We start from the raw sequence: 24,148 nt of genomic DNA, 5'->3' as shown, positions 1-24,148 counted from the left end.
AAACACAACAACAAAACAAAAAACACAAATTACCTGTGTTGACTTGTCCTTCCCGGTGGCCCCCCCCCCCCCCCCGGGCCCCCCCCCCCCCGGCCCCCCCCCCCCGCCGTCGTGCGCGGCCCGGGCCTCTCGGGAGGTCGTGGCGCGGGCGACGAGCACCGCTGGCGTAGCATCCGGCAGGATTGTGCTGACCAGAACCGACGTCACAGGAGAATCCGCATGAACCAGGCAGCGAGCAAGCCCGAGATCGGTCCGATCGAGGGTGCCCCGCCCGCCGACCTCGTGATCGAGGACATCACCGTGGGCGACGGCCCCGAGGCCCAGCCCGGCCAGCGCGCCCGCGTCCACTACGTCGGGGTCTCGCACTCCACCGGCGCCGAGTTCGACGCCTCCTGGAACCGGGGGGACGCCTTCGAGTTCCCGCTCGGCGGTGGCCGGGTCATCGCCGGCTGGGACCAGGGCGTGGTCGGCATGCGGGTCGGTGGCCGGCGCAAGCTGACCATCCCGCCGCACCTGGGCTACGGCAGCCAGGGCGCCGGTGGCGTCATCAAGCCCAACGAGACCCTGGTCTTCGTGGTCGACCTGCTCGGCGTCCGCTGAGCGCCGCGTCCGGCGCCGGCCCCCGTACCCGGCGCCGGACGCGCGGTCGGCGTCGGACGCCGACCACCGCACGCCCCGGCGGGCGAACCCGCCGTAGCGGCGTCACACGCCGGCCAGCATCCGATCGGAGCACGAGCCGACGACCGGGATGACCCGACGCAGGCCGGTGGCGCGCAGCACCCGCTCCACCACCGGCGGCGGGTCCGTCAACACCAGTTGGCCGCCCTGCGCCCGCACCCAGAGTCGGGCCGCGATCAGCGTGCGCACCCCGGCGGCGGAGAGCACCCGCACCTCGGAGAGATCCACCCGCAACTCCGGCCGGGCCGGTGCCGCCCAGAGGGCCGCGCGGAACGCCGCGACGGTGGCGATGTCGACGGCACCGACCACGCGGACGCACACCGCGTCGTCGAAGACCGTGGTCTCCACGTGGAACCGCTCCTCGCGCTCTGGCATGAGTTGAACCTATCCCGCACCACCGACACTCACACCCTGCACAAAGGGGGTTCCGGGTAAGCCCAGGGCATGACCCGCAGGCCCGGTGTATCCACCCTAGGGACGATCCCGGGCACCACCCTCCGCCCGCCCACGACGGAGCACCGGGCCGGTGACGACCCGGTGCCCGACGTCGGTGTGTCAGCCGCCGCTGGCCGAGGGCTGCGGCTCCGGCGAGCCGCCGCCGGCCACCGCCCCCGGGTCCGCGGACGTGGTCGGTGCCGGTGCCAGTCCGGCGGGTACGGGCAGCGCGCTGCCCTTGGCGAACTGGTCCCAGCCGACGTTCCAGGCCGTCCAGCCGTTGCCCTCGCCGAGTTCGACCTCGGTGCCCTTGACGGTGACCAGGTCACCGACCTGGGTGACGCCCATCAGCCAGTCGGCGTTGGCCGCGGAGAGGTTGGTGCACCCGTGCGACACGTTGGCGTACCCCTGGTCCCCCTCCGACCAGGGCGCACCGTGGATGAACTCGCCGCCCCAGGTCAACCGCTGCGCGTCCTCGACGTCGACGACGTACGGGTCGGCCGAGCCCGTGGTGTCGAACGTGGTGAAGTCGTGCTTCTCCATGATCACCATCTTGCCGCTGGAGGTCGGGGTGCTCGGTTTGCCGAGGCTGACCGGGAGCTTGCGCAGCACCTTCCCGTCCCGGATCACCGACATCTGCTTGGTCGCGTTGTCGATCTCCAACGCCACCTGCCGGCCGATCTTCGACGTGGCCCGCCGGTCGGCGTCGCCGACGTTCTCCTTGCCGATCGGCAGGCCCTCCAGCGCGGCACGCACGCTGATCGACGTGCCGGGCCGCCAGAAATCGGGCGCCCGGTAATAGACCTGACTACCGTCGGACACCCAGGACCAGGTGCCCGGCTGCGGCGGATCCGTCTTCACGAACAAACGACGCTGCACATCCGCCCTGGCTTCTTTCGGAATGGGCGGGTCGAACGCGACGGTTACCGGCATGGCCGTGCCGTACGTCCGATTACCAGCAAAATAGAGCGTACTGGTGATCGCCGGTTTGGACGTTTTCGGCTGCGTCGTGAAGGTCGTCTTCCGGGTGACGGTCTGCCCCTTCTCGCCGGTCACCGTGACCTCGGCGGTGTAGGTCCGCTTGGGCTGCAACACCTCGGTCGGCACCCAGCCGGTCCCGTCCTCGCGCGGCTCGGCCTCGACCCTCCCGCCCTTGTCGTCGGTGATCCGCACGTCGGTGACCCGCCCGTGCTTGACGGTGGTGCCGATCTCACCGCTGACCGGTACGTCCCGCGCGCCCTCGGCCGGTGTCACGGCGAGCTCCGGAGCCGCCTGCCGCCCCTCGCCGACGACCTTCCGGTCGCCCGTGCACGCGCCCAACGCCAGCGGCGCCGCTGCCACGGCCACCGTCAGCAGCGCCAATCGCCCCCTCAGGTTCATGATGCGTCCCCCCGTTTATTTCTCGCCCTCCGCCACATTCTGACCGGCTACCCGCCAGCGGCTTAGCAATTCTCCGAAACCGCGCCCTTATTGCACCGGGAACATTTCCGCGCCACTGCGACACAAAATGCCGGGAAATGCCCGAGCGGGTTATCCCGACCGTTAGCCGGCGAACTGCGACCGATGTCCGCACACCCGTTGGTCCCCAACGGTTCGTCCGATCTCAGGCACATCCGGACGCCCATGGGCCCGGCGTCCACTCCCGGGAACATGGTTGATCAAGGAGTTTGGTCCGAATCCGCCGCCCATCCAGACCAAAACTCCTTGATCAACGGGGCGATCTTGGGAGGCGGCCTTGGGGGCACCCTCGTGTGGCGGCCGGGGCAGCCGCGCGTGTTCGGGCGCGATCCTTCGGGCGTGTGGTCGGTGGTCGGCAAGAGAACTGCGAGCTGCGAGACACCTGGGCGGTCGGACAGGACAGGCATCGGCCGCATGGTGACCTTACGGCCAGCAGGAGGTGGAGTTGTCCACGTCCGCGTCCGTGTCCGCGCCGATCATGGACTTGTCATTCCCGTCCGCGCCGATCATGGAGTTGTGGCCCCGCCTGCGCCGATCATGGAGTTGTGGCTGGCAATTCGACCTCTATACGCCGTTATGCCCTCTGCACAACTCCATGATCGACGCCTGCGGGGCGGGGACGGCGGGACGGGGGCGGACGGGGCTCAGACGGCGGCGATCAGCAGGGCCGGTTGCTCGACGCAGTCGGCGACGTGCCGTAGGAAACCACCGGCGACTCCCCCGTCGCACACCCGGTGGTCGAAGGTGAGGCTGAGCTGCGTCACCTTCCGCACCGCCAGTTCTCCGTCCACCACCCACGGCTTGTCCACGATGCGGCCCACCCCGAGCAGCGCCGCCTCCGGGTGGTTGATGATCGGGGTCGAGCCGTCGACACCGAACACTCCGTAGTTGTTCAGCGTGAACGTGCCGCCGGTGAGGCGGGCCGGCGGCAGCTCACCGGCGCGCGCTGCGGTCGTGGTCGCCGCCAGCTCGGCGGCCAACTCGGCGGTGGTGAGCCGGTCGGCGTCGCGCAGCACCGGCACGAGCAGGCCACGATCGGTCTGGGCGGCGATGCCCAGGTGCACGGCGGCGGACTGGACGATCCGCTGACCCTCGGTGTCCACCCGGGCGTTGAGCTGCGGGTACCGGCGCAGTCCGGACAGGCAGATCCGGGCGAGCAACGCCAGGATGCTCACCGGCTGGCCCGGTCGGGCGGCGTTGATCGCGGCCCGGGTGCTCAGCAGTCCGGTGGCGTCCACGTCGACCCAGATGGTCACCTCCGGGATCTCCCGCCGGCTTCGGGAGAGCTTGTCGGCGATCACCCGGCGGATTCCGGTCAACGGGATCACCTGGTCCCGCGCGTCGGCCGGTGCGAGTCCGACGTGCGCCGACGGGGACGCAGTCCCGGCGCCCAGGTCCGGCGCGGCGAGTCCCGTCACGGGCGCGCCCGCCGCCGACCGGTCCGTCGTGATCGCATCCGCCGTGGTCATGCCCGCCGTGGTCATGCCCGCCGTGGTCATGCCCGCCGTGGTCATGCCCGCCGTGGTCATGCCCATCGTGGTCACGCCCGTCGTCGAGCGCTCCATCGTGATCGCGTCGGCCGCCGCCTCGACGTCGGCGCGGCGGACCACACCGCCCGGCCCGGTGCCGCGCAGCGTGGTCAGGTCGACGCCGTGCTCACGGGCCAACCGCCGCACGATCGGCGAGATGACCAACGCCGGAGTCTCGGACGGACCCGCACCAACGACGCCCGAGCCGACAGGAACAGCAGGAGCCGAACCAACCACGGCCTGGGCCGAGCCGACAGGAACAGCAGGAGCCGAACCGACGACGGCCTGGGGCGAGCCGACAGCAACTGCCGGAGCCGCGTTGACCGGCACAGCCGGAACCGAGGCGACCGGGACAGCCGGAGCCGAACCGACAGGTACAACCGGGGGCGAGGCGACAGGGGCCGAGGCGACATGGGCTGCCGGGGCAGCACCGTTCGTCACCACCGTGCCGGTGACCGACGCCCCAGCCCGCGCGGTCGGGGCGAGGCGGGGACGCCGACGACGGCGCGTGGCACCGTGCCCGGTGCCGTACCCGATCAGCACGTTGCCGGATCCGGCCCGCTCCTCCTCGCGGTAGACCGCGTGTCCGGTGGGCTCGGTCGGGCCGGCGGCACCGTCGGCGACCGGCCCGGCCACCGTGATCAGCGGCTGGCCCACCGGACGCACCTCACCCTCGGCGCCGTGCAGGGCCACCACCCGGCCGGCGTACGGGCAGGGCACGTCCACGACCGCCTTGGCCGTCTCCACCTCGACCACGGTCTGGTCCACGGTGACCACGTCACCCACCGCGACCCGCCACTGCACGATCTCCGCCTCGGCGAGCCCCTCACCGAGGTCGGGAAGAAGAAAGACCTGCTCGCTCATGCCGGTACTCCGCTCCGCCGCGTGCCGCCACGAGACTCCACCGCACCGGCCCCGATGATTCGCACACTCATGCCGGCACCTCGGTGAGCCAGCGGGAGTCCGGCTGGTCGTCCCACTGGAGGCGGGCCACCGCGTCCAGCACCCGGTCGACGGAGGGCAGGTGGGTGTGCTCCAGCATCGGCGCGGGGTACGGGATGTCCAGCCCGGAGACCCGCAGCACCGGCGCGTGCAGGGCGTGGAAGCACCGTTCCTGCACCCGGGCGGCGATCTCCGCGCCGACCCCGGCGAAGCCCTGTGCCTCCTGCACCACGACACAGCGGCCGGTGCGCCGGACCGAGGCGGCGATCGTGTCGTCGTCGAACGGCACGATGGTGCGTACGTCGACCACCTCCAGGTCCCAGCCCTCCTCGCGGGCGGCCTCGGCGGCCTCCAGCGCGACCGGCACCGCCGGCCCGTACGCGACCAGGGTGGCGTCCCGGCCGGGGCGCCGGACCACCGCCCGGCCGAAGGGTGCGGTACGCGTCGGCAGGTCCGCCTCGGCGCTGGTGAAGTAGAGCTTCTTCGGCTCCATGAACACCACCGGGTCGGGGTCGTCGATCGCCTCCCGCAGCAGCGAGTACGCGTCGTCGACGGTCGCCGGGGTGACCACCTTCAGGCCCGGGGTGTGCGCGTAGTACGCCTCGGAGGAGTCGCAGTGGTGTTCCACGCCGCCGATGCCACCGGCGTACGGCACGCGGATCACCATGGGCACGCTCAACGCGCCCCGGGTGCGGTTGCGCAGCTTCGCCACGTGCGAGGCGATCTGCTCGAACGCCGGGTACGCGAACGCGTCGAACTGCATCTCGACCACCGGGCGCAGCCCGGACATGGCCAGTCCGACCGCGAAGCCGACGATGCCGGCCTCGGCCAGCGGGGTGTCGAAGCAGCGCTTGTCGCCGAAGCGGGCCTGTAGTCCGTCGGTGATCCGGAAGACGCCGCCGAGTTGCCCGACGTCCTCGCCGAAGACGACGACCCGCTCGTCGTCGAGCAGCGCGTCGGCGAGCGCCGCGTTGAGCGCCTTCGCCATGGTCATGGTGGCCATCAGGCCTCCTCCTCCTGCGCGGCGAGCTCGGCGCGGACCTGGTCACGCTGTTCGACGAGCTGCGGGGTGGGCTGCGCGTAGACGTGGTCGAAGAGGGTGAGCGGGTCGACGGTGGGCTGGACGTTCATCCGCTCGCGCAGCCGCGCGGCGTACTCCTCGGCCTCCTGGGCGATCGCGGCGACGGCGTCGTCGTCGAGGACCTCGCGGGAGCGCAGGTACGCCTCCAGTCGGGCCACCGGGTCGCGGTCGCGCCACGCCTCCACCTCGTCGGCGTCGCGGTAGCGCGTCGCGTCGTCGGCGTTGGTGTGCGGTTCCATCCGGTAGGTGTGCGCCTCGACCAGGAACGGTCCCTTGCCGGCGCGGGCGTGCGCGACCGCCTTCTCCAGCACGGCGAGCACGGCCACCGGGTCGTTGCCGTCGACCTGCTCGCTGGGCACGCCGTAGCCGACGCCCTTGTAGGCCAGCGACGGGGCGGCGGTCTGCCGGGACAGCGGCACGCTGATCGCGTACCTGTTGTTCTGCACGAAGTAGACCACCGGGGCCTTGAACACGGCGGCGAAGTTGACCCCCTCGTGGAAGTCGCCCTCGCTGGTCGCGCCGTCACCGATGTAGACCAGCGCGACCGTGTCCCGCCCCTGGTACGTCTCGCCGTAGGCCAGACCGGCGGCGTGCACGCACTGGGTGGCCAGCGGCGTGCACTGCGGGGCGGTGCGCCGCACGGCCGGGTCGTACCCGCAGTGCCAGTCGCCGCGCAGCAGGGTGAGCACCTCGACCGGGTCGATGCCCCGCGCGGTCAGCGCCATCGACTCGCGGTAGGTCGGGAAGACCCAGTCGTCGTCGCGCAGCGCGAGCACGCCGCCGACCTGGCACGCCTCCTGGCCTCGGGAGGACGGGTAGACCGCGAGGCGGCCCTGCTTGGTCAGCGCGGTGGCCTGCGCGTCGAACCGGCGGCCGACGACCATCCGGCGGTACATCTCGCGCAGGGCCGCCAGGGGTGGCTCGGGATAGTCGGCCCGGGACGGCAGCAGGGTGCCGTCCGGGTTGAGCAGTCGGACCGGATCGGCCTGGGGAAGCAGGGCGGCGGCCGGGTCGGGCGCGGTCGGGGTGGCCGACCGGCGCTTCCGCGGGGTTGCCCTGCGGGCCGCCTGAGGGGTGGTCGTCACGGCGGTACCTCCTGGACGTGTGGTGGACCTATGCTCCTTTGGTCGGATGATTGACTCAAGATGGCCGGTGAACGCGGGATGTATGGCACTGATGGGAGGCTCGGGTGAGCCAGGAGACCGCTGACACAGTGCCCCTGCGGGGTGGCACGGGACGAACGGCACCAGGATTGGACGAGGTGGACCGGCGGATCCTGGACGAACTGACCCGGGACGGGCGGATCTCCGTCCGGACGCTCGCCGAGCGGGTGCACGTGTCGCGCACCAACGCGTACGCGCGGATGGAACGGCTGCTGCGCGACGGGGTGGTCACCGGGTTCGCCGCGCGGGTCGCGCCGGAGCCAGCCGGGCTGGGCACCTCGGCGTACATCGCCCTGACCATCCAGCAGAACACCTGGCGGGAGGTGTCGGCGGAGCTGGCCCGGGTGCGCTACGTCGAGCACGTGGCGCTGCTCAGCGGCGAACACGACGTACTCGCCCTGGTCCGGGCGCCGGACAACGCCACCCTGCGGGACGTGGTGCTGGACCGGGTCCAGCGCATCGCCGGGGTGCTGTCCACCCGGAGCTGGCTGGTCTTCGAGGAGTACGACGGCGTCCGCAGCCCGTGGGCCTGACCGCCGCTCAGCGCTCCGGCGGCGCGGCCAGCCCCTCCCGGTCGGCCAGCTCCAGCAGCGGGTCCAGCGAGAACCGTCGCCCGTCCAGACCGGCGTGCGGGTCGCCCCGCTCGGCGAACCGGGCCGGCATGGTGGTCACGTCGAAGTCCTCCGGCCGTACGTCGTCCAGCTCGGCCCAGTCGAGCGGAGCGGAGACCAGCGCCGCAGGCGTCGGCCGGATCGAGTACGCCGAGGTCATCGTGTGGTCCCGGGCCATCTGGTTGTAGTCGACGAAGACCGGCCGGTCCCGCTGGTCCCGCCACCAGGTGGTGGTGACCAGGTCCGGCCGACGCCGCCGCATCTCGCCGCCGAGCGCCAGCACCGCCCGCCGGCAGTCGCCGAAGCTCCACCGGGGTTCGATCGGGACGTACACGTGCAGGCCGCGACCGCCGGTGGTCTTGGGGTAGCCGGTCAGGCCCAGCTCGTCGAGGAAGCCGTGCACCTCGTGCGCCACCGGGACGACCTGGTCGAACCCCACCCCGGGCATCGGGTCCAGGTCGATCCGGAGCTGGTCCGGCCGCTCCACGTCGGCCCGGGTCACCGGCCACGGGTGGAACCGCAGGGTGCCCAGGTTGACCGCCCAGATCACCACCGCCAGCTCCCCCGGCGCGACCTCGTCGGCGCTGCGCCCGCTGGGGAACGTGATGTGCGCGGTGCCCACCCAGTCGGGCGCGCCCGCCGGCACCCGCTTCTGATAGAAGGCGTCGCCCCGGTTGTCCTGCCGGGTGGCGACCGTCGCCCCCTCGAACACGCCGCGCGGCCAGCGCTCCAGCATGGTCGGCCGGTCCCTGAGCGCGCGCAGGATCCCGTCGCCGACGGCGAGGAAGTAACGCACCACGTCGAGCTTGGTCAGCCCGCGCTCCGGGAAGTACGGCTTGTCCGGGCTGGAGACGCGTACCACCCGCCGCCCCACCTGGATCTCCTCGGCCGAGGTCGCCATCTGCCGAGCGTACGACGCGTACGGCCGACGCGGGGGCGACCTCGCGGGCCGGTCGGGACCGGTCCGACCCGGTGTGCGTGGGGCCGGGTAGCCGACCCGCTAGGATCGGCGGGGGCCGTGACTGGCGCGTCGAGATGGAGCACCATCGGGAAGCGGCCCCGTCATGAGGACGCACGCCGAGCGCCTGGGCCTTCCGTACGTCACCAGGAGGTCGCATGCCGCCGAACGCCGAATCCGCCGCCTTCCGCAGCGCGCTGGAGGTCATCCGCGCCGTCGAGCCCCGGGTGGCCGACGCCATCGGTGCGGAGCTGGCCGACCAGCGCGAGTCGCTCAAGCTGATCGCCAGCGAGAACTACGCCTCGCCGGCCACCCTGCTGGCGATGGGCAACTGGTTCAGCGACAAGTACGCCGAGGGCACGGTCGGGCGCCGGTTCTACGCCGGCTGCCAGAACGTCGACACGGTCGAGGCGCTCGCCGCCGAGCACGCCCGGGAGCTGTTCGGCGCGACGCACGCGTACGTGCAGCCGCACTCGGGCATCGACGCGAACCTGGTGGCGTTCTGGGCCATCCTGGCCGACCGGGTGGAGTCCCCCGCGCTCAAGCGGGCGCAGGCCCGGCACGTCAACGACCTCACCGAGCAGGACTGGTTCGCGCTCCGCCGGGAGCTGGGCGACCAGCGGATGCTCGGCATGTCGCTGGACGCGGGCGGTCACCTCACCCACGGCTTCCGGCCCAACATCTCCGGCAAGATGTTCGACCAGCGCAGCTACGGCACCGACCCGGCCACCGGGCTGATCGACTACGACCGGGTCGCCGAGGCGGCCCGCGAGTTCCGGCCGCTGGTGCTGGTCGCCGGCTACTCGGCGTACCCGCGCAAGGTGAACTTCCGGATCATGCGGGAGATCGCCGACTCGGTCGGCGCCACCTTCATGGTGGACATGGCCCACTTCGCCGGTCTGGTCGCCGGCAAGGTCTTCACCGGCGACTTCGACCCGGTGCCGCACGCGCACATCGTCACCACCACCACGCACAAGTCACTGCGCGGCCCGCGCGGCGGCATGGTGCTATGCGGCCCGGAGCTGGCCGACCAGGTGGACCGGGGCTGCCCGATGGTGCTCGGCGGCCCGCTGCCGCACGTGATGGCCGCCAAGGCGGTCGCGCTGGCCGAGGCGCGTCGCCCCGACTTCGCCGACTACGCCCAGCGGATCGTCGACAACGCCCAGGCGCTGGCCGACGGGCTGCTGCGTCGGGGCGCCACGCTGGTCACCGGCGGCACCGACAATCACCTGGTGCTCATCGACGTCACCGGCTACGGGCTGACCGGTCGGCAGGCCGAGCAGGCGCTGCTGGACTCGGGCATCGTGACCAACCGCAACGCGGTGCCGCAGGACGCCAACGGCGCCTGGTACACCTCCGGCATCCGGATCGGCACGCCCGCGCTGACCACCCGTGGGCTGGGCACGGCCGAGATGGACGGCACCGCCGAGCTGATCCACACGGTGCTCAGCCAGACCAGCGCCGGTGCCAACCCGGACGGCACCGCCTCCAAGGCCAAGTACGTGCTGGACCCCGCGCTCGCGGACAAGGTCAGCCGGCAGGCCGGTGAGCTGCTCGCCGGGTTCCCGCTGTACCCGAACGTCGACCTGAGCTGACGACGGACGCGCGCCGGGCCGGTGTCCGGCTCGGCGCGCGCCGGGCGGGGATCAGGAGTAGTCGAACGTCCAGAGGAACCACTGGGCGCTCTGCGGGGCGGCGCTCTGCTCGCAGTACCACCAGTCCCATCGTCCCTCGGCGGCGCCGGTGAAGCCGTACGAGCGGCAGAAGTCGTAGCTGTAGTAGACCCCGCGCAGCGTCCCGCCGGGCGGATCCGCCGCAGCCGGTGCCGCACCGACCACCAGTGCCGCGCCCACCGTGGCGAGCACCGCCACCGGCGCCAGCATCCTGCGTTTGCGCATGAGTACCCCCTGCAACAGACCGGCCGACGCACACGCATCGACATCTGACGATAAGCGTGACGACGCCCGGGACGCGCCGTCAACGCGTTCCCGGGCGATGGTCGACCGACGGTCGGGTGGACTCAGTTCAGCGGACGCTTGAGGTGGTATCGGTGCACCTCGGTGCTGCCCTGGACGTTGTTGACGTCCTCGGCGGCGGTGACCAGTTCCCAGCCCTCCCGGCCGTACCGGTTGAGGTGCGCCACGGCGGTGTCGCCGTACGCGGTGATGTCCTTACGGGATCCGTCCGGGCCGTACCAGACGAACGACACATGGAAATTGCGGCCCTGTCCCTGGTAACGGCGAACCAGCAGGGCGTACTCCCAGGCAACCATGCCGCCCATTATGACCGTCCACGCAGGAGCACGATACGGTGAAGGTCACCGTTCGCTTTCCGGCGAACGCGGTGTGTCGCCGTCGAGGTGTGCAGGCACCGTGTCCGACACGCCGTACGGGACCGGTGCGTGCCCCCTGCCGGCCTCGGCCGGGGCGTATGGTCGGGCGGTGGCCAGTTGGGATGACGTCCGCCGGATCGCGTTGAGCCTGCCGGAGACCGGCGAGCGCCCCTCCTACGACGGGCTGCCCGCCTGGACCGTACGGGACAAGTCCTTCGTGTGGGAGCGCCCGCTGCGCCGCACCGACCTCGACGCGCTCGGAGCGGCCGCGCCGGACGGCCCGATCCTCGGCGTACGCGTCGCCGACCTCGGCGTCAAGGAGGCGCTGCTCGCCGACGACCCCGTCGTCTATCTGACCACGCCACACCTCGACGGCTACCCGGCGGTGCTGGTGCAGTTGGACCGGATCGACGAGGCCGAACTGACCGAGATCATCACGGAGGCGTGGTTCGCCCGCGCGCCGAAGCGGCTCGCCGCCGCCCACCGGGCCGCGACGGCACCGCCCGAAGCCTGACAGCGCACCCACCACACCGCGCCCACCCCGACCGCCAACCCTCTTCGGCCGCCCGCCCGATGACCGCCGGACGTACCCCGCCCGTCCCGCCGATCATGGAGTTATGGTAGGCGAAATGCCACGGTTCGCGGCTTTCGCGAGGGCCACGACTCCATGATCGGCGGGAAGGGCGGCCGGGCATCACGGATGGCGGGTCTGAAGTGCCCCGGGCCCTGTCCCGCCGCTATCGCTTCTCGCAGGCAACGCCGTCCTTGTCCCGGTCGAGTTTGGTGTTCGCGTGGTAGATCGCCGTCGAAACCTTGAAGTTCGTGACCGGCTTCGTCCTGCCGCGCACCTTGTCCCGTGCGCCCTTCTTGCCGACGCCATGCCGGTACTTCTTGTTCAGCGCGGTGCAGTTCTTGAACTTCGTCGGGGCGGCCTGCGCGGGCGACACCACGGCCACGGTGCCCCCGGCCAGCGCCAAGGTGACGACGAGTGCCATCCGGACCAGTCTGGAAACCAATCCGTCCTCCATATCGGATAGTGGGTGGAGAAGGCACGCTACCGCCACATGAATCGGCACAGCGCCCTCCACCCGACTCGTCCGGCAGGGCTTACGGCGGCACTTCCATCACCATCCAGGCAGCACCTCCGACCCCACGCCAGCCGAGGTCTGACAGCTCGGATGACACCGAGCTGGTCACCGGCACAGATGTCCCACCGGCCGCCGACGAAGCCCCTCGCTTACCGAGAATCACGCTCGATCCTGGATCGAGTGGTATCCGAGCGCGACGATGACCACTCGATCCCGCATCGAGCGTGATCTTGCGGTGAAGGCGGAAGCATGGGCCTGCTGCGGGCCGCCCGTGGAGCGGGCGGAGCGGGTGGGCCGCGTGGAGCGGGTGGGAAGGGCGGAGCGGGCCGCCGGTGGAGCGGGTGGGAAGGGTGGAGCGGGTTACCGTCGCATCACCCAGACCGGGATCGGGTCGGTCAGCGTGTCGACCAGTTCCCACCCGGCACGCCGATAGATCTCGACGTTGACCGGGTTGCCGGTCTCCAGCACGGCCGGCAGGCCGTCGTCGGCGGCCCGACGCAGCCCCGCGCTCATCGCGGCCCGCCCCAGGCGGCGACCGGCGTGGGCCGGGTGGGTGCCGAGTATGCCCAGGTACCAGTGCGGATGGCGGGGCAGGACGGCACGCAGCGCCTGGTCGTAGGCGTGCACCCGGCGTAGCGCGTCGTCGGGCAGGGCCGGGCGGCGTCCGTCGTCGAGGACGGCCGTACCGGCGACCGGCGGCTCCCAGATGGCGGTCGCGGCACCCCGCTCGACGGTCCAGACGGTGCCCTTGACCACCTGCTTGTCGAAGAGGTGACCGAAGAGGACGGCAGCCGACCGTGCGTAGCTCTCGTCGTCGGGGAAGAAGAAGCGCACCACGGGATCCGTGACGAACGTGGCCACCAGGGCGTCGACCACCGGCGTCCGGTCCGCCGGACTCGCGACACCGACCTCGGGAGCATGCACGAAATCGGACTCTAGTCGCCCGGGACCCGCCGCACTGACCGGTCGACGGCGTGGCCCGAGACCGGGCCACGCCGCCGCGCTCTGCCCGGCGGCCGATCGGGACGCGGTCCGCCGGATGGGCCGACTCAGTCGGCGGGCAGCCAGTCCTGCCAGACGTCCGGGTTGGCGTCCAGCCACTTCTTGGCGGCCTCGTCGTGGGACAACTCGTCGACCGTGAGGTAGCGGGCCACCTCGTTCTGCTGGGCGTTGGTCCACTGGAAGTTCTTGACCAGTTCGGCGGCCGGGTTGCCGGACTCGGCGAACTCCCGGTTGGCGATCTTGTCGAGGTCATAGGGCTGGTAGTCGCAGGCCACCTTCTCCGGGTCCACGTCACAGCCCGGGGTGTAGGGCGGCAGCTTGACGTGCACCAGGTCGACCTCGGCGAGGAACCACTGCGGCGCGTAGAAGTAGCCGATCGCCGGACGACGGTCACGCTCCGCCTCCCGGAACGCCTCGATGAGCTTGTCCTCGCTGCCTACGGTGGTGACCGTGTAGTTCAGCTTCAGGTTGCGGATCAACGCCCGGTCGTTGGTCTCGTACGAGGGGTCGCCGTTGAGCAGGACGCCCCGGCCGCCGGAGGTGGGCGTCCGGAACAGGTAGGCGTAGTCGTTGAGGTTCCGCCAGTTGGTGATGTTGGGGTGCTGCTCGACCAGCCACGGCGTCACGTACCAGCCGACGACGCCCTTGTTGCCGGTCATGCCGTGCTCGACGGCCTTGCGTTCCTCGTCGATGTACTTCTTCTTCAGTCCCTCACGGCCCCAGTTCTCCAGGATGACGTCGGTGCTGCCGGCGGCGACCTCCTCCCACGCCTTCTCCGCGGTGAGGTCCTTGACCACCACCGTGCAGTTGAGCCGGTTCTTGGCCAGGTAGCCGATCACCGCGAGGTTCGCCTCGTACCCGATCCACGGCAGGTTGGCCAGCGTCAGCGTGCCGCACTCCGTCCGCTCCGGCGGCCCCGGCGGCGCGACCCGGGGCTGGATGTCGGCCGCGCAGCCGGTCAGTGCCAGTGCGGCCACGCAGGCGAGGGCCGCCGCCCTGGTCCACCCTGATCTCTGCATCGCTGCCTCTTCTCCTCTTCGTCGTTGCGCCCGGCCGCAGGGCCGGAGGGGTGCGGCCGCGCTGGGCCGGAGGGGTGCTGGGCGTCCGCTGGTCAGCGACCGGCGCCGGCCCGCGCGAGGCGTTGCGCCAGCACCACCTCGGTGAGCGCGACGAGCACCTGCTTGACCGACTCCCGCTGACGCGCGTCGCACTCCACCAGCACCACGTCGTCGGCCACGCCGAGGGCCTCGCGCACCTCGGCCAGCGCGAAGCGGCGGGTCGCCTCGAAGGTGTTGACGGCCAGCAGGAACGGGATCTGGTGGTCCTCGAAGTAGTCGATGGCCGGGAAGCAGTCCTCGATCCGCCGGGTGTCGATCAGCACGACCGCACCCAGCGCGCCGTCCACCAGGTCGTCCCAGAGGAAGGCGAACCGGTCCTGTCCGGGCGTGCCGAACAGGTACATCAGCAGGGACTCGTCGAGACTGATCCGACCGAAGTCCAGGGCCACGGTGGTGGTGGTCTTGCCGGCCACCACCGAGGTGTCGTCGACCCCCACCGAGACCTCGGTCAGGTCGGCCTCGGTGACGAGCGGCTCGATCTCCGACACCGCGCCGACGAAGGTGGTCTTGCCGACGCCGAACCCCCCGCTCACCACGATCTTGACCGCGGTGGGTGTGGGCGGCTGGCTAGAGAGCGCGGACACGGTCCCTGATCCTCTCGATCATGGCGACGGAGAGCTCGCCCTGTTCCTCACGGCGCAGGTAGCCCTCGCTGAGCAGGTCTGCCACCAGCACCCGGGTGACGCCGAGCGGCACCCGCAGCGCCACCGCCAGGTCGGCCACGGTGATGGGCCGCTGGCACAACTCGACGATCCGGCGGGCCTCGAAGCGCAGCGGCGCGGAGAGCGCCGCCGGTTGGGCGGAGAGCAACGTCTCCACCCGTAGCCCGTCCTGGACCGGGCGGGTACGTCCGCCGGTGAGCAGGAACGGGCGTACCGCCTCCGCGTCGGACGGCTCCGGTGTGGACGGCGGCGGCTCGGGGGCCGGGCCGACGGACGCCGGGGCAGCGGTCCAGTACGGGATCATCCGCGGGTCGGGCAGCCGCGGTCCGGCACCGCTCACCGGGGCAACACCCGTCTCGACTCGGAGATCAACGCCGGTGTCAGCATGCCGCCGAACCGGTCGGCGAGCAGCGAGATCTCATAGCCGACCAGGCCCAGGTCACAGTCCCCGTCGGCGAGCACCCCCAGGCAACTGCCGTCGCTGATCGCCGACACCAGCAGGAAGCCGCGTCTCATCTCGATCATGATGAGTTTCAGCCCGTCGAAGTCGTACTTGCGGGAGGCGGTCCGAGCCAGGCTCGCCATGCTGGACACGATCGCGGCGAGTTGGTCGCCGGCACCCCGGTTGAGACCTGCGGAGACGGCGATGAGCAACCCGTCGGACGAGACGGCCACCGCGTCCCGTACCCCGTCCGTCTGCCGGACGAAGTTCGCCAGCAGCCAGTTCAACTGGTGTGGATCGCTCTGGATGTCAACCTTCACGGGCCCCCCAAGGCTCGGTCGTGGTGTCGTCGCTGGACCGGGTCGGTGATGCCGGCCGGTCGACCTGGCCGCGGAGCGTTCCGGCCCGCAGCGCGGTCAACCGGTTCCGGATCTCCATCGGCGAGTCGTCCATGGCGGCCGGACGCGGCGCGGACGCGACCGGGTCGGCGGCCGGGGCGGGCGCGCTGGCACGCCGCTCGCGGGGCAGGCGTTTGCGCAGCCCGTTGGTGGTGCGCTCCTCCACCGGGCCGACGGCGGACACCTCACCGGCGATGGTCGGCGGCCGACCGGCGACGGGCCGGTCGTACCCGCGCGGGGCGGGCGCGACGCGGGTGGCGGGCGGCGGCGCGTCGATGGCGGTGCGCGGACCGACCCCGGCGATGCCGACGGCCGGCGTCGGACGGGCGGCGGGCACCGACGGCAACACCGGCGGCGCGGCTGGTTCGGCGGCCACCCGGGCGGTGGTGGAGGTGACCGTGATGGCCGTCTGCGTGGTGCCGACCGCGTCCGCCCCGTCGTCCGGGGCGATCGCGTTCCGGCTGGTCAACACCGTGGCGGGCAGCAGCACCCGGGCGGTCACCCCGGTCACCGGGGAGGGTGCGAGCTGCACGTCGATGCCGAGGTCCCGGGCGAGCTGACCGACCACGTGGTGGCCGAGGTAGCGGGTCGGGGCCGAGACGTAGTCAACCTCACCGCGCAGGCGGGCGTTGGCCTCGGCCAGGTCCTCGGGCGACATGCCGATGCCCTGGTCGGTGATGGCCACGAGGTAACCGTCCCCGCTGCGCCGGCCCTGGATCTCCACGTCGGAGTCGGGCGGGGAGAAGGTCAGCCCGTTCTCGACCAGCTCGGCGAGCATGTGCGCGACCGCGCTGACGTTGGCGCCGACCACCCAGGCGTCGTCGATCCGGCGGATCTGCACCCGCCGGTACTCCTCGACCTCGGAGATGGCGGCCCGGATGACGTCGGCGATCGCGAGCGGCCGGGTCCACTGGCGAGGACCGCCGGCCCCCACCAGGACCAGCAGGCTCTCCGCGTTCCGACGCATGCGGGTGGCCAGGTGGTCCAGCTCGAAGAGGTTGGCCAGCCCGGCCGGGTCGGTCTCCTCCCGTTCGAGCTTGGTGATGAAGCTGAGCTGGCGGCGGAGCAGGTTCTGGTTGCGTCGGCCCAGGTTGGCCAGCGACTCGGTGGTGCTTCGCCGCAGCACCGCCTGCTCGGTGGCGAGGCGGAACGCCACCTCCTGGACCTGGTCGAGGGCACCGGCCACCGAGCGGACCTCGGCGCTGGAGCGGGTCGGCACCTGGACCGGCTCCGGGGCCCGTGGTTCGTTCTCCTCGGTGCCGTCCTGGAGCTGCCGCACGGCGACGGGCAGTCGGTTGGCGGCCAGGTCACGCGCCTCGGCGGCCAGCATCGCCAGCGGCCGGGTGATCGAGCGGGAGGCGAGCACCAGCAGGCCCACCGCACCGGCGAGGAAGAACGCCACCAGCGCACCGAGCACGAACAGTCGTCGGGTCGACTCGCCCTGCCGTTCGGCGGCCCGCGCCTCGATCTCCGCGCCGACGTACTCCTGCATGTGGCGCATGCCGTCCAGCACCGTGGTCAGGGCCGACCACCAGGCCTGCGGGTTGACCTGCACCCGGCGGCCGTCGGCGGAGTCGAGCGCGACCTGCTCGAAGAAGCCGGCCACCCGGGCGGCACCGGTGTCCAGCACCCAGTCGTTGGCGGCCCGCTGGCCCGGGGTGGCCCGCTCCTCGAAGTCGGCCAGCGCCGTGTCGCGGGCCGCGCGCATCTCGGCGAACTGGAGGAACTCGCCGTCGGCGAAACCGCCGGCGGAGAAGACCCCGTTGAGGAAGGCGCGCTGCTGGGCGGTGCTCTCCTTGATCCGGCTCAACGCGGTCAGAGTCGCCACGTGCCGTTGCAGTTGCGGGTCCTGCGCCTGGTCCAGGTCGTAGTCAAGGCGGTTCAGGGCGGCGATGCGTTCGGTGAAGAAGTCGAAGGTGGCGGCCCGACCGGCGCTGCCGCCGTCGGTGGCGGAGCGGACCACGTCGAGCCCGTCGAGTTCGCGCAGCGCGGCGCCGACCCGGTCGGCCACCTGTCCGCCGCCGGAGATCGCCTCCTCGACCGCCCGACGGCGCTCGTCCACCCGCTCGCGGGCCGGGGCCACCTCGTTGCGGAAGCCCTCGTTACCACCGAGCAGTGCGGCGCTGATGCCACGCTCGACCTGCAGCTCCTGGGTCAGGTCCTGCACCTGCAGGGCCAGCGACACCGACTCGCTGGCCTTACGGACGGCCTGGTAGGACGACACCTCGACGACCGTCACGTAGCCGAGCAGGAGCAGCACGGCCGCCACCGGCAACGCGATGATGGCGGCGAGTCGACTGCGGATGCTGCCGCCGCCGGTCACCACAGGCTCCTCGGCGCCCGGGCCGGGCTGTGGTCGAACGCCGGCACGGCGCATCGGTCGGGAACCTGTGTGGACACGCGGTCTCCAATCACCGGCATGGCCACGCAGGCCGGTGTGAGGCATCAGGGGAATTGATCACAGCAATATCCCGGCATACCCGGCCGCCCACAACCCTCAGGCGGAATCGTCACGGCCGGAGAGCTTGGGTTCTACCCAATCGGTCAGCGTCGGGCGACCGAACGACCGACCCCGGTTTCGGGCATTGTGAAGTGATCGGAAACCGAACGAGTCCCGGATCGTCGGCATCGGAGGAACCACCCTCACCCGACCCGGTCGGGTACCCGGGTGGACCGATTCGGCACCCCGGCCGCAGACCGGTCGGCACCCCGACGAGCCCGGTGCGCGACCGCTGGTCCGAACTGTGTGGACGGCCGGTGACGCCGGGTGGCCGGTGGCGGGACAGGCCCGTCAGGCGAGCGTCACTCGTCGCCCGGGACCGCTCCCACGGTCGGGCCGACGTGCCGCGCGGCCGACTCCGCACCCGCCACCTCACCGCGGCCACCCCGGACCCGGTCCGGCCGGCACTCGTCGACGGGACGCCCGAACAGGTCGGCGGGCACCTGCCGGCTCGACTCGGTCGGGAGGTACAGCGGGCCCGTCATGTGATCGCCACCGTCCTGTGTCGACGTGGGCGACCGCCCACGTGCCGCGTGCCTCGGAACGCTGCGGGAACCCTACGGCAGCCGGGACGAGCATTGCCAGATGCAAATGGCTCACGGAGAAAGGGCGGCTGGCGGGATTGTCGACACCCCCTCCGACGGGCAGGATCGGATCCGTGTGTCGACTCCCGGTACACGTAAGGTGACCGAAAGTACGATCCGATGTGGTCGGTCAGGCCGGGACCGGGGTCTGGGCGTGCACCTGGAAGCGCAACGAGCGCGCGTCGGTGAAACACTCCCGCATCGGTCGGACCAGGTCACGGTGCTCGGGACTGCGCTCCCACGCCTCGAAGTCGGCCAGGCTGGCCCACTCGCTGGTGATCAGCCACTGCTCCGGGTCGGTCGCCGAGCGGCACACCTGGTCGACCAGGTGCCCCGGCACCCCGTCGGCGACCAGATGGCGCACCGCCTCGTACGCCCGCAGGAAGTCCTCGGTGCGGTCGACGGGGACCCGGACCAGGAACACCACCCGGCCACGCTGCGGGCCGGGCCCGTCCCCGCGCTCGATCGCCGTCATCACTGCTCCGTTCCGCTCGGTGGCGCGCCGCGCAGCACCAGCGCGCTGTTGAATCCGTCGAACCCTCGGGCACAGACCAGCGCCAGTCGGTGGCGCGGACGCCGGGCCGCCCGCAGGAAACCCAGCTCACAACCCGGTGCCACGGTGTCCGGACCGGCCGAGGCGGGCAGCGTGTCGTGCGCGAAGGCGAGCAGCGCGGTGGCCACGTCCAGCGCCGAACCGCCCTGATGCGCCCGCCCGGTCAGCGACTTGTGGGTGGTCACCGGCGGGGCCAGCGCACCGAAGACCGACCGCAGCGCCTCGGCCTCGGACCGGTCGTAGCGGGGCACCCCGAGCGCGTCGGGGACCACCACGTCCACCTCGTCCGGTTCGACCCCGGCCCGGCCCAGGGCCAGCCGCATGGCGCGGGCGTACTGCCGAGGGTCACCGGCGGACTCGGCGGTGGTGTGCGCGCCGTCGTGGGTGGCACCCCACCCGGTGACCTCGCCGTAGATCCGGGCTCCCCGGGCCAGGGCGTGACCCAGCTCCTCCACCACGAAGACCGCCCCGCCCTCGGCGGGCAGGTAGCCGCTGGCTCCGGCGTCGAACGGCCGGTACGCCCGCTCCGGGTCGGTCTCCGCGCTGAGCAGGCCGGACCGGAGCTGACAGGCGAGCGCGTACGGGCTCAGCGGGCACTCGGTCGCCCCGGCGAGCACCACGGAGGCGCCCCTCCGTACGGTGCGGACCGCGTGGGCGAGGCTGTCCAGGCCACCGGCCGACTCGGCCACCAGCACCCCGCACGGGCCCTTGGCCTGGTGCCGGATGGAGAGCTGGCCGACGCTGGCCGCGTAGAACCAGGCGATCGACTGGTACGCCCCGACGGTGCGGCTCGGCGACGACCAGAGCCGTTGCAGCTCCCGCTGGCCGAACAGGTTGCCGCCGGAGGAACTGGCCAACGTGACCGCCCACGCGTACGGGTCGGGAGCCTGCTCGGGCAGGCCGGCGTCGGCCAGGGCCAGCCCGGTGGCGGCGAACCCGAGGTGCGTCCACCGGTCGGTCTGCACCAGGGCGCGGTTGTCGGCGTACCGGGCCGGGTCGAAGTCGGCCACCTCGCCACCGAGGCGGGTCGGGTAGCCGGCGGCGTCGAAGAGCGTGATCGGTCCGGTGCGGCGCTGACCCGCGAGCACGGTCCGCCAGTGCGCGTCGGCGCCCACTCCGCTGGGCGCGACCACGCCGATGCCGGTCACCACCGCGCGGGCCACCGTGCCGTCGCCGGACGGTCGGGCGGTCGTCGTGTCGTCGTACGCGGGGGCGGTCATCGCGTCACCTCCCGGCCGAGTCGGCGGAACAGCATGGCCGACTGGAACCCGCCGAAGCCGCTGCCCACCGAGAGCGCCACGTCGACCGGCACCTCCCGCGCCTCGTTCGGCACGTAGTCCAGGTCGCACTCCGGATCGCGGGTGGTCCAGTTGGCGGTCGGCGGCACCACTCCGAACTCGATGGCCAGCGCGCACGCGGCCATCTCGATCGAGCCGATCGCGCCCAGCGAGTGCCCGACCATCGACTTGATCGAGCTGATCGGCACCCGGTACGCGGCCGGCCCGAGGGCCCGCTTGAACGCGGCGGTCTCGTGCCGGTCGTTCTGCCGCGTGCCGGAGCCGTGCGCGCTGATGTAGGAGACCTCCTCCGGTGCGAGCCGCGCCTGCCGCAGCGCGTCGGTGATGGCCAGGCCCATCTCCACCCCGTCCGGACGCAGCCCGGTCATGTGGTAGCCGTTGCTGCGGCTGGCGTAGCCGGCCACCTCGCAGTAGACGTGCGCGCCGCGCCGCCGGGCGTGCGTGGCCTCCTCCAGCACCAGCACCGCCGCCCCCTCGGCGAGCACGAAGCCGTGCCGGTCGGCGTCGAAGGGCCGGGAGGCGTGCGCCGGGTCGTCGTTGTCCGGGCTGGTGGCCTTGATCGCGTCGAACGAGGCCACCGTGACCGGGGAGATCGGCGAGTCGGCCGCGCCGGCCAGCACGATGTCCGCCTCGCCGTCGGCGATGAGCTGGTGGGCGTACCCGATGGCGTCGATGCCGGAGGTGCAGCCGGTGGAGACGACCTGCGCCGGGCCGTGCAGCCCGTGGTGGCAGGCCACGTCGGCGGCCAGGCTGCTGGGCACCAGCGCCGGATAGAGGTACGGCCCGCCGAGCGCCGCGTCGACCAGCCAGCGCCGTCCACTGTCGCTGACCGTGACGTACTCCTGTTCCAGCGCCATGGTGCCGCCGACGGCGGTGCCGAGCACCACGCCGGTGCGGTCCCGCTCGGCGTCGGTGAACTCCAACCCGCTGTCGGCGACCGCCTCGGCGGCGCAGGCCAGCGCGAACTGCACGTACCGGTCGGCGCGCTGTCGTTGCGCCGGGGTCAGCCGGGCGGCGTCCGGGTCGAAGTCGCACTCGGCGGCGATCTGCGAGCGGAACGGCGACGGGTCGAAGAAGCTGATCCGCCGGGTCGCGGTCCGCCCCTCGGTGATGCCCTTCCAGAACCGGTCCCGGGTGACGCCCCCCGGAGCCACCACGCCGATCCCGGTCACCACCGTGCGCCGCCCCGTCACGACCCGTTCCGCTCGTCGGCCACCTCGGTGTCGACGTGACCCAGTTCCGGACGGGGGGCCAGCGGACCGAGGTGGAACACCACCTCGGCCGGCTCGTCACCGGTGTTGCGCAGCCGGTGCCGGACGTTGCGGGCCACGAACAGCGCCTCACCGGCGGTCAGCAGCACCGGCTCGTCGTCCAGGTCGACGGTGATCGTGCCCCGGGCGACGTAGAGGAACTCCTCGCTGTACGGGTGGTAGTGCTCGGCGATCCGCTCCCCCGGACCCATGGTCGCCACGCCCATGAACCCCGAGGTGCTGCCGACGGTACGCGGGCCGAGCAGGACGCGCAGCTCACCGCCGCGACGGCGGTCGGCGGGTACGTCCCGGGCGGCCACCAGTGCCAGGTCACTCATCGTCGTCTCCGTTCGTCGGGGCGGTCGCCACCGCTGCGGCCCGGTCCCGGGCCAGCCGCTCGATCCGGTCCTTGATCACGGCGAGCTGCACCACGCTGTTGGTGTTGATCCGCTCGGTCATCCCGGCGTTGTCCACCGGGGCGGTCGGCTTCATCGCGAAGTCCTGCATCCAGGTCATCCGGACGCCGTCGGGCTCCTCGGTGTAGGTCCAGTGGATCCGCATGTACTCGAACGGTCCGGTCTCCACCCGACGCGCCCGCACCTGCCGGGTCGCCGGGTCGGGGGTGCGTTCGCTGACCCAGCTCCAGGCCACCCCGTTCTCGTCGGGGTGCATGGTGAGGCGGAACCGGACGGTGTCGCCGTCCCGGCCGAGGATCTCGGCCTTGGCGTACTCGGTGAACAGCTCGGGCCAACCGGCGACGTCGTTGGTGACCGACCAGACCAGCTCCAGCGGCGCGGCGATGACGATGCTGTTCTCGGTGTGCCCGGGCGGATCGGCGGCCGGCGCGGGCGGGTCCGTCTGCTCGGCGACCAGTTCGGCGACGGCCGGGATGGTGAGCTGCGCGGCCTGCTCCGGGATGCTCACCCGCCACCGGTCGGCGACCACGGCGGAGAGTTCGAGCAGCGCGAGCGAGTCCATCCCCAGTTCCTCCAGGGAGGCGGCCGGGGCGCGGGCGGCCGCGTCCGGGTCGAGCCCGCAGTTGGTCACCAGGATGTGGGTGATCTCCGCGGTCAGCGAACGGCCATCGGTGACGGTCATCGGTTTCTCCTCTGCTGAACGGGGGTCGATCCGGCGGTCATCCGGTCGACCAGGCCGGTGGAGTAGCGCCCCTTGCAGAAGTCGGCGTCGTCGAGGACCCGCCGGACGAAGGGGATGGTGGTCCGCACTCCCGGACCGGTGATCTCGAACTCGCGCAGGGCCCGGTCCAGTCGGCTCAGGGCCAGATCACGGTCGGGGGCCCAGACGGCGACCTTGGCCAGCAACGAGTCGTAGTGCGGACCGACCAGGTAACCGGCGTGCCCGTGGGTGTCGACCCGGGTGAACGGGCCGCCGGGCGGCACGAAGCGGTCCAGCCGGCCGGGGGTGGGGACGAAACCCCGGTCCGGATCCTCCACGTTGACCCGGCACTCGACGGCCACCCGGTCGTCGCCGAAGGCGGCCTGCGCGGCGGCGCGGGTGCGGGCGTACGCGCGGGGCAGGTCGGCCGGCACGCGGACCACCGTCATCCCCCGGCCGCCCCCGCCGGCCGCCGCCTTGACGATCACCGGGTAGCCCACCTCGGCGGCGACCAGCGCGGCCTCGCCCACCGTCGGCACCGGTTGCACCGCGCCCGGCGGCAGCGGCAGCCCGGCCCGGCGCATCAGCGCCCGGGCCGAGGACTTGTCCGCCAGCGCGGCCATCACCTGCGGCGACGGGCCGACGAAGGTGAGCCCGTTGTCCGCGCAGATCTCGGCGAAGTCGGCGTCCTCGGACAGGAAGCCGTAGCCGGGATGGACCGCCTGCGCGCCGACCTTGCGGGCCGCCTCCACCACGGCGGCGGCGTTGAGATAGCTGCGGCGGCTGGCCGACGGTCCGATCCGGACGGCCTCGTCGGCCAGCCGCACCGCGGCCGAGTCGGCGTCCGCGGTGGAGTAGACCACGGCGGTACGGATGCCCAGCTCACGGCAGGCTCGCAGGATGCGGAGGGCGATCTCGCCCCGGTCGGCGATGAGCACCTTCTCGAACAC

The 24,148-nt window shown here is 72.2% G+C and carries 26 protein-coding genes and 1 riboswitch; of the genes, 4 read left to right on the top strand and 22 right to left on the bottom strand.

Annotated elements, in window-relative coordinates:
* The first annotated feature begins 219 nt into the window (after window positions 1-219).
* The gene (locus ACWDVW_RS22315) at window positions 220-600 is read left to right on the top strand and encodes an FKBP-type peptidyl-prolyl cis-trans isomerase (RefSeq protein ID WP_176094397.1); all 381 of its coding nucleotides are present in this window, start codon (window positions 220-222) and stop codon (window positions 598-600) included.
* A 102-nt stretch (window positions 601-702) separates the two neighbouring features.
* On the opposite strand, the gene ACWDVW_RS22310 is transcribed toward ACWDVW_RS22315, so the two are convergent.
* From ACWDVW_RS22310 to pdhA, 5 genes are all read right to left on the bottom strand, one after another.
* Window positions 703-1,053, bottom strand: coding sequence for an STAS domain-containing protein (locus tag ACWDVW_RS22310; protein WP_449951935.1), 351 nt, complete (start codon window positions 1,051-1,053; stop codon window positions 703-705).
* 180 nt (window positions 1,054-1,233) lie between these two features.
* Window positions 1,234-2,493 carry an Ig-like domain-containing protein gene (locus ACWDVW_RS22305; RefSeq protein ID WP_449951932.1) on the bottom strand — a complete coding sequence of 420 codons (1,260 nt, stop codon included), beginning with the start codon at window positions 2,491-2,493 and terminating at the stop codon, window positions 1,234-1,236.
* A gap of 722 nt (window positions 2,494-3,215) precedes the next feature.
* Entirely contained in the window at window positions 3,216-4,964 is a 1,749-nt protein-coding gene (locus ACWDVW_RS22300) for a dihydrolipoamide acetyltransferase family protein (RefSeq protein WP_449951929.1), read from the bottom strand.
* Between the two features lie 67 nt (window positions 4,965-5,031).
* Entirely contained in the window at window positions 5,032-6,045 is a 1,014-nt protein-coding gene (locus ACWDVW_RS22295) for an alpha-ketoacid dehydrogenase subunit beta (protein ID WP_350697262.1), read from the bottom strand.
* The gene (pdhA, locus tag ACWDVW_RS22290; RefSeq protein ID WP_449951926.1) at window positions 6,045-7,208 is read right to left on the bottom strand and encodes a pyruvate dehydrogenase (acetyl-transferring) E1 component subunit alpha; all 1,164 of its coding nucleotides are present in this window, start codon (window positions 7,206-7,208) and stop codon (window positions 6,045-6,047) included. The genes ACWDVW_RS22295 and pdhA overlap by 1 nt, the downstream gene beginning before the upstream one ends.
* A gap of 128 nt (window positions 7,209-7,336) precedes the next feature.
* Here pdhA and ACWDVW_RS22285 point away from each other — a divergent pair, with 128 nt between their 5' ends.
* Complete coding sequence (locus ACWDVW_RS22285; protein WP_396747800.1) at window positions 7,337-7,819, top strand: Lrp/AsnC family transcriptional regulator; 483 nt, start codon at window positions 7,337-7,339, stop codon at window positions 7,817-7,819.
* A 7-nt stretch (window positions 7,820-7,826) separates the two neighbouring features.
* Here the strand turns inward: ACWDVW_RS22285 and ACWDVW_RS22280 are convergent, their stop codons facing one another.
* Entirely contained in the window at window positions 7,827-8,798 is a 972-nt protein-coding gene (locus ACWDVW_RS22280; RefSeq protein ID WP_449951923.1) for a DNA polymerase domain-containing protein, read from the bottom strand.
* 107 nt (window positions 8,799-8,905) lie between these two features.
* Window positions 8,906-8,995: riboswitch (ZMP/ZTP riboswitch) on the top strand.
* Between the two features lie 18 nt (window positions 8,996-9,013).
* Between ACWDVW_RS22280 and ACWDVW_RS22275 the strand changes: the two genes are divergently transcribed.
* Window positions 9,014-10,450 carry a glycine hydroxymethyltransferase gene (locus tag ACWDVW_RS22275; protein ID WP_449951920.1) on the top strand — a complete coding sequence of 479 codons (1,437 nt, stop codon included), beginning with the start codon at window positions 9,014-9,016 and terminating at the stop codon, window positions 10,448-10,450.
* A gap of 51 nt (window positions 10,451-10,501) precedes the next feature.
* Here the strand turns inward: ACWDVW_RS22275 and ACWDVW_RS22270 are convergent, their stop codons facing one another.
* Both ACWDVW_RS22270 and ACWDVW_RS22265 read right to left on the bottom strand, forming a co-directional pair.
* Complete coding sequence (locus ACWDVW_RS22270; RefSeq protein WP_449951918.1) at window positions 10,502-10,753, bottom strand: hypothetical protein; 252 nt, start codon at window positions 10,751-10,753, stop codon at window positions 10,502-10,504.
* Between the two features lie 122 nt (window positions 10,754-10,875).
* Entirely contained in the window at window positions 10,876-11,136 is a 261-nt protein-coding gene (locus tag ACWDVW_RS22265) for a hypothetical protein (protein WP_117228080.1), read from the bottom strand.
* A gap of 160 nt (window positions 11,137-11,296) precedes the next feature.
* On the opposite strand from ACWDVW_RS22265, the gene ACWDVW_RS22260 reads away from it, so the two are divergent.
* A complete protein-coding gene (locus ACWDVW_RS22260; protein ID WP_449951915.1) occupies window positions 11,297-11,701 on the top strand; it encodes an MmcQ/YjbR family DNA-binding protein in 405 nt (134 codons plus the stop codon).
* 223 nt (window positions 11,702-11,924) lie between these two features.
* Here the strand turns inward: ACWDVW_RS22260 and ACWDVW_RS22255 are convergent, their stop codons facing one another.
* The 14 genes from ACWDVW_RS22255 to ACWDVW_RS22190 form a co-directional block, all read right to left on the bottom strand.
* Entirely contained in the window at window positions 11,925-12,182 is a 258-nt protein-coding gene (locus ACWDVW_RS22255) for an excalibur calcium-binding domain-containing protein (RefSeq protein ID WP_449951913.1), read from the bottom strand.
* A 453-nt stretch (window positions 12,183-12,635) separates the two neighbouring features.
* The gene (locus ACWDVW_RS22250; RefSeq protein ID WP_449951910.1) at window positions 12,636-13,199 is read right to left on the bottom strand and encodes a GNAT family N-acetyltransferase; all 564 of its coding nucleotides are present in this window, start codon (window positions 13,197-13,199) and stop codon (window positions 12,636-12,638) included.
* 125 nt (window positions 13,200-13,324) lie between these two features.
* Window positions 13,325-14,296 carry an ABC transporter substrate-binding protein gene (locus ACWDVW_RS22245; protein ID WP_449951908.1) on the bottom strand — a complete coding sequence of 324 codons (972 nt, stop codon included), beginning with the start codon at window positions 14,294-14,296 and terminating at the stop codon, window positions 13,325-13,327.
* A gap of 92 nt (window positions 14,297-14,388) precedes the next feature.
* A complete protein-coding gene (locus ACWDVW_RS22240) occupies window positions 14,389-14,979 on the bottom strand; it encodes a GTP-binding protein (protein WP_449951905.1) in 591 nt (196 codons plus the stop codon).
* On the bottom strand, window positions 14,963-15,397 hold the full coding sequence (locus tag ACWDVW_RS22235; protein WP_449951902.1) for a DUF742 domain-containing protein: 435 nt from the start codon (window positions 15,395-15,397) through the stop codon (window positions 14,963-14,965). Before ACWDVW_RS22235 ends, ACWDVW_RS22240 begins: the two co-directional genes overlap by 17 nt.
* On the bottom strand, window positions 15,394-15,819 hold the full coding sequence (locus ACWDVW_RS22230) for a roadblock/LC7 domain-containing protein (RefSeq protein WP_449951899.1): 426 nt from the start codon (window positions 15,817-15,819) through the stop codon (window positions 15,394-15,396). The genes ACWDVW_RS22235 and ACWDVW_RS22230 overlap by 4 nt, the downstream gene beginning before the upstream one ends.
* The gene (locus tag ACWDVW_RS22225; protein ID WP_449951896.1) at window positions 15,809-18,274 is read right to left on the bottom strand and encodes a nitrate- and nitrite sensing domain-containing protein; all 2,466 of its coding nucleotides are present in this window, start codon (window positions 18,272-18,274) and stop codon (window positions 15,809-15,811) included. The genes ACWDVW_RS22230 and ACWDVW_RS22225 overlap by 11 nt, the downstream gene beginning before the upstream one ends.
* A gap of 425 nt (window positions 18,275-18,699) precedes the next feature.
* Entirely contained in the window at window positions 18,700-18,882 is a 183-nt protein-coding gene (locus ACWDVW_RS22220; RefSeq protein ID WP_449951893.1) for a hypothetical protein, read from the bottom strand.
* A 229-nt stretch (window positions 18,883-19,111) separates the two neighbouring features.
* Complete coding sequence (locus tag ACWDVW_RS22215; protein WP_449951891.1) at window positions 19,112-19,456, bottom strand: antibiotic biosynthesis monooxygenase family protein; 345 nt, start codon at window positions 19,454-19,456, stop codon at window positions 19,112-19,114.
* Entirely contained in the window at window positions 19,456-20,754 is a 1,299-nt protein-coding gene (locus tag ACWDVW_RS22210; RefSeq protein ID WP_449951888.1) for a beta-ketoacyl synthase N-terminal-like domain-containing protein, read from the bottom strand. Before ACWDVW_RS22210 ends, ACWDVW_RS22215 begins: the two co-directional genes overlap by 1 nt.
* Window positions 20,751-22,025 (bottom strand): beta-ketoacyl-[acyl-carrier-protein] synthase family protein, encoded by a 1,275-nt coding sequence (locus ACWDVW_RS22205; protein WP_449951886.1) that lies wholly within the window; start codon window positions 22,023-22,025, stop codon window positions 20,751-20,753. The genes ACWDVW_RS22210 and ACWDVW_RS22205 overlap by 4 nt, the downstream gene beginning before the upstream one ends.
* Entirely contained in the window at window positions 22,022-22,420 is a 399-nt protein-coding gene (locus ACWDVW_RS22200; protein WP_131054094.1) for a cupin domain-containing protein, read from the bottom strand. The genes ACWDVW_RS22205 and ACWDVW_RS22200 overlap by 4 nt, the downstream gene beginning before the upstream one ends.
* Entirely contained in the window at window positions 22,413-23,180 is a 768-nt protein-coding gene (locus tag ACWDVW_RS22195) for an SRPBCC family protein (RefSeq protein WP_449951883.1), read from the bottom strand. Before ACWDVW_RS22195 ends, ACWDVW_RS22200 begins: the two co-directional genes overlap by 8 nt.
* On the bottom strand, window positions 23,177-24,148 hold the full coding sequence (locus tag ACWDVW_RS22190; RefSeq protein WP_449951880.1) for a biotin carboxylase N-terminal domain-containing protein: 972 nt from the start codon (window positions 24,146-24,148) through the stop codon (window positions 23,177-23,179). Before ACWDVW_RS22190 ends, ACWDVW_RS22195 begins: the two co-directional genes overlap by 4 nt.

The sequence above is a fragment of the Micromonospora sp. NPDC003241 genome, from assembly GCF_053589795.1.
The sequence above is the reverse complement of the archived record's forward strand: the minus strand, read 5'-3'. Positions and strand labels throughout refer to the sequence as shown.

Coding starts and splice junctions, on each gene's coding strand:
- ACWDVW_RS22265 (WP_117228080.1), bottom strand. CDS start 11,136: ATGGGCGGCATGGTTGCCTGGGAGTACGCCCTGCTGGTTCGCCGTTAC.
- ACWDVW_RS22255 (WP_449951913.1), bottom strand. CDS start 12,182: ATGGCACTCGTCGTCACCTTGGCGCTGGCCGGGGGCACCGTGGCCGTG.
- ACWDVW_RS22210 (WP_449951888.1), bottom strand. CDS start 20,754: ATGACCGCCCCCGCGTACGACGACACGACGACCGCCCGACCGTCCGGC.
- ACWDVW_RS22305 (WP_449951932.1), bottom strand. CDS start 2,493: ATGAACCTGAGGGGGCGATTGGCGCTGCTGACGGTGGCCGTGGCAGCG.
- ACWDVW_RS22280 (WP_449951923.1), bottom strand. CDS start 8,798: ATGGCGACCTCGGCCGAGGAGATCCAGGTGGGGCGGCGGGTGGTACGC.
- ACWDVW_RS22200 (WP_131054094.1), bottom strand. CDS start 22,420: ATGAGTGACCTGGCACTGGTGGCCGCCCGGGACGTACCCGCCGACCGC.
- ACWDVW_RS22270 (WP_449951918.1), bottom strand. CDS start 10,753: ATGCGCAAACGCAGGATGCTGGCGCCGGTGGCGGTGCTCGCCACGGTG.
- ACWDVW_RS22195 (WP_449951883.1), bottom strand. CDS start 23,180: ATGACCGTCACCGATGGCCGTTCGCTGACCGCGGAGATCACCCACATC.
- ACWDVW_RS22225 (WP_449951896.1), bottom strand. CDS start 18,274: ATGCGCCGTGCCGGCGTTCGACCACAGCCCGGCCCGGGCGCCGAGGAG.
- ACWDVW_RS22295 (WP_350697262.1), bottom strand. CDS start 6,045: ATGGCCACCATGACCATGGCGAAGGCGCTCAACGCGGCGCTCGCCGAC.
- ACWDVW_RS22220 (WP_449951893.1), bottom strand. CDS start 18,882: ATGACGGGCCCGCTGTACCTCCCGACCGAGTCGAGCCGGCAGGTGCCC.
- ACWDVW_RS22275 (WP_449951920.1), top strand. CDS start 9,014: ATGCCGCCGAACGCCGAATCCGCCGCCTTCCGCAGCGCGCTGGAGGTC.
- ACWDVW_RS22215 (WP_449951891.1), bottom strand. CDS start 19,456: ATGACGGCGATCGAGCGCGGGGACGGGCCCGGCCCGCAGCGTGGCCGG.
- ACWDVW_RS22310 (WP_449951935.1), bottom strand. CDS start 1,053: ATGCCAGAGCGCGAGGAGCGGTTCCACGTGGAGACCACGGTCTTCGAC.
- ACWDVW_RS22315 (WP_176094397.1), top strand. CDS start 220: ATGAACCAGGCAGCGAGCAAGCCCGAGATCGGTCCGATCGAGGGTGCC.
- ACWDVW_RS22300 (WP_449951929.1), bottom strand. CDS start 4,964: ATGAGCGAGCAGGTCTTTCTTCTTCCCGACCTCGGTGAGGGGCTCGCC.
- ACWDVW_RS22245 (WP_449951908.1), bottom strand. CDS start 14,296: ATGCAGAGATCAGGGTGGACCAGGGCGGCGGCCCTCGCCTGCGTGGCC.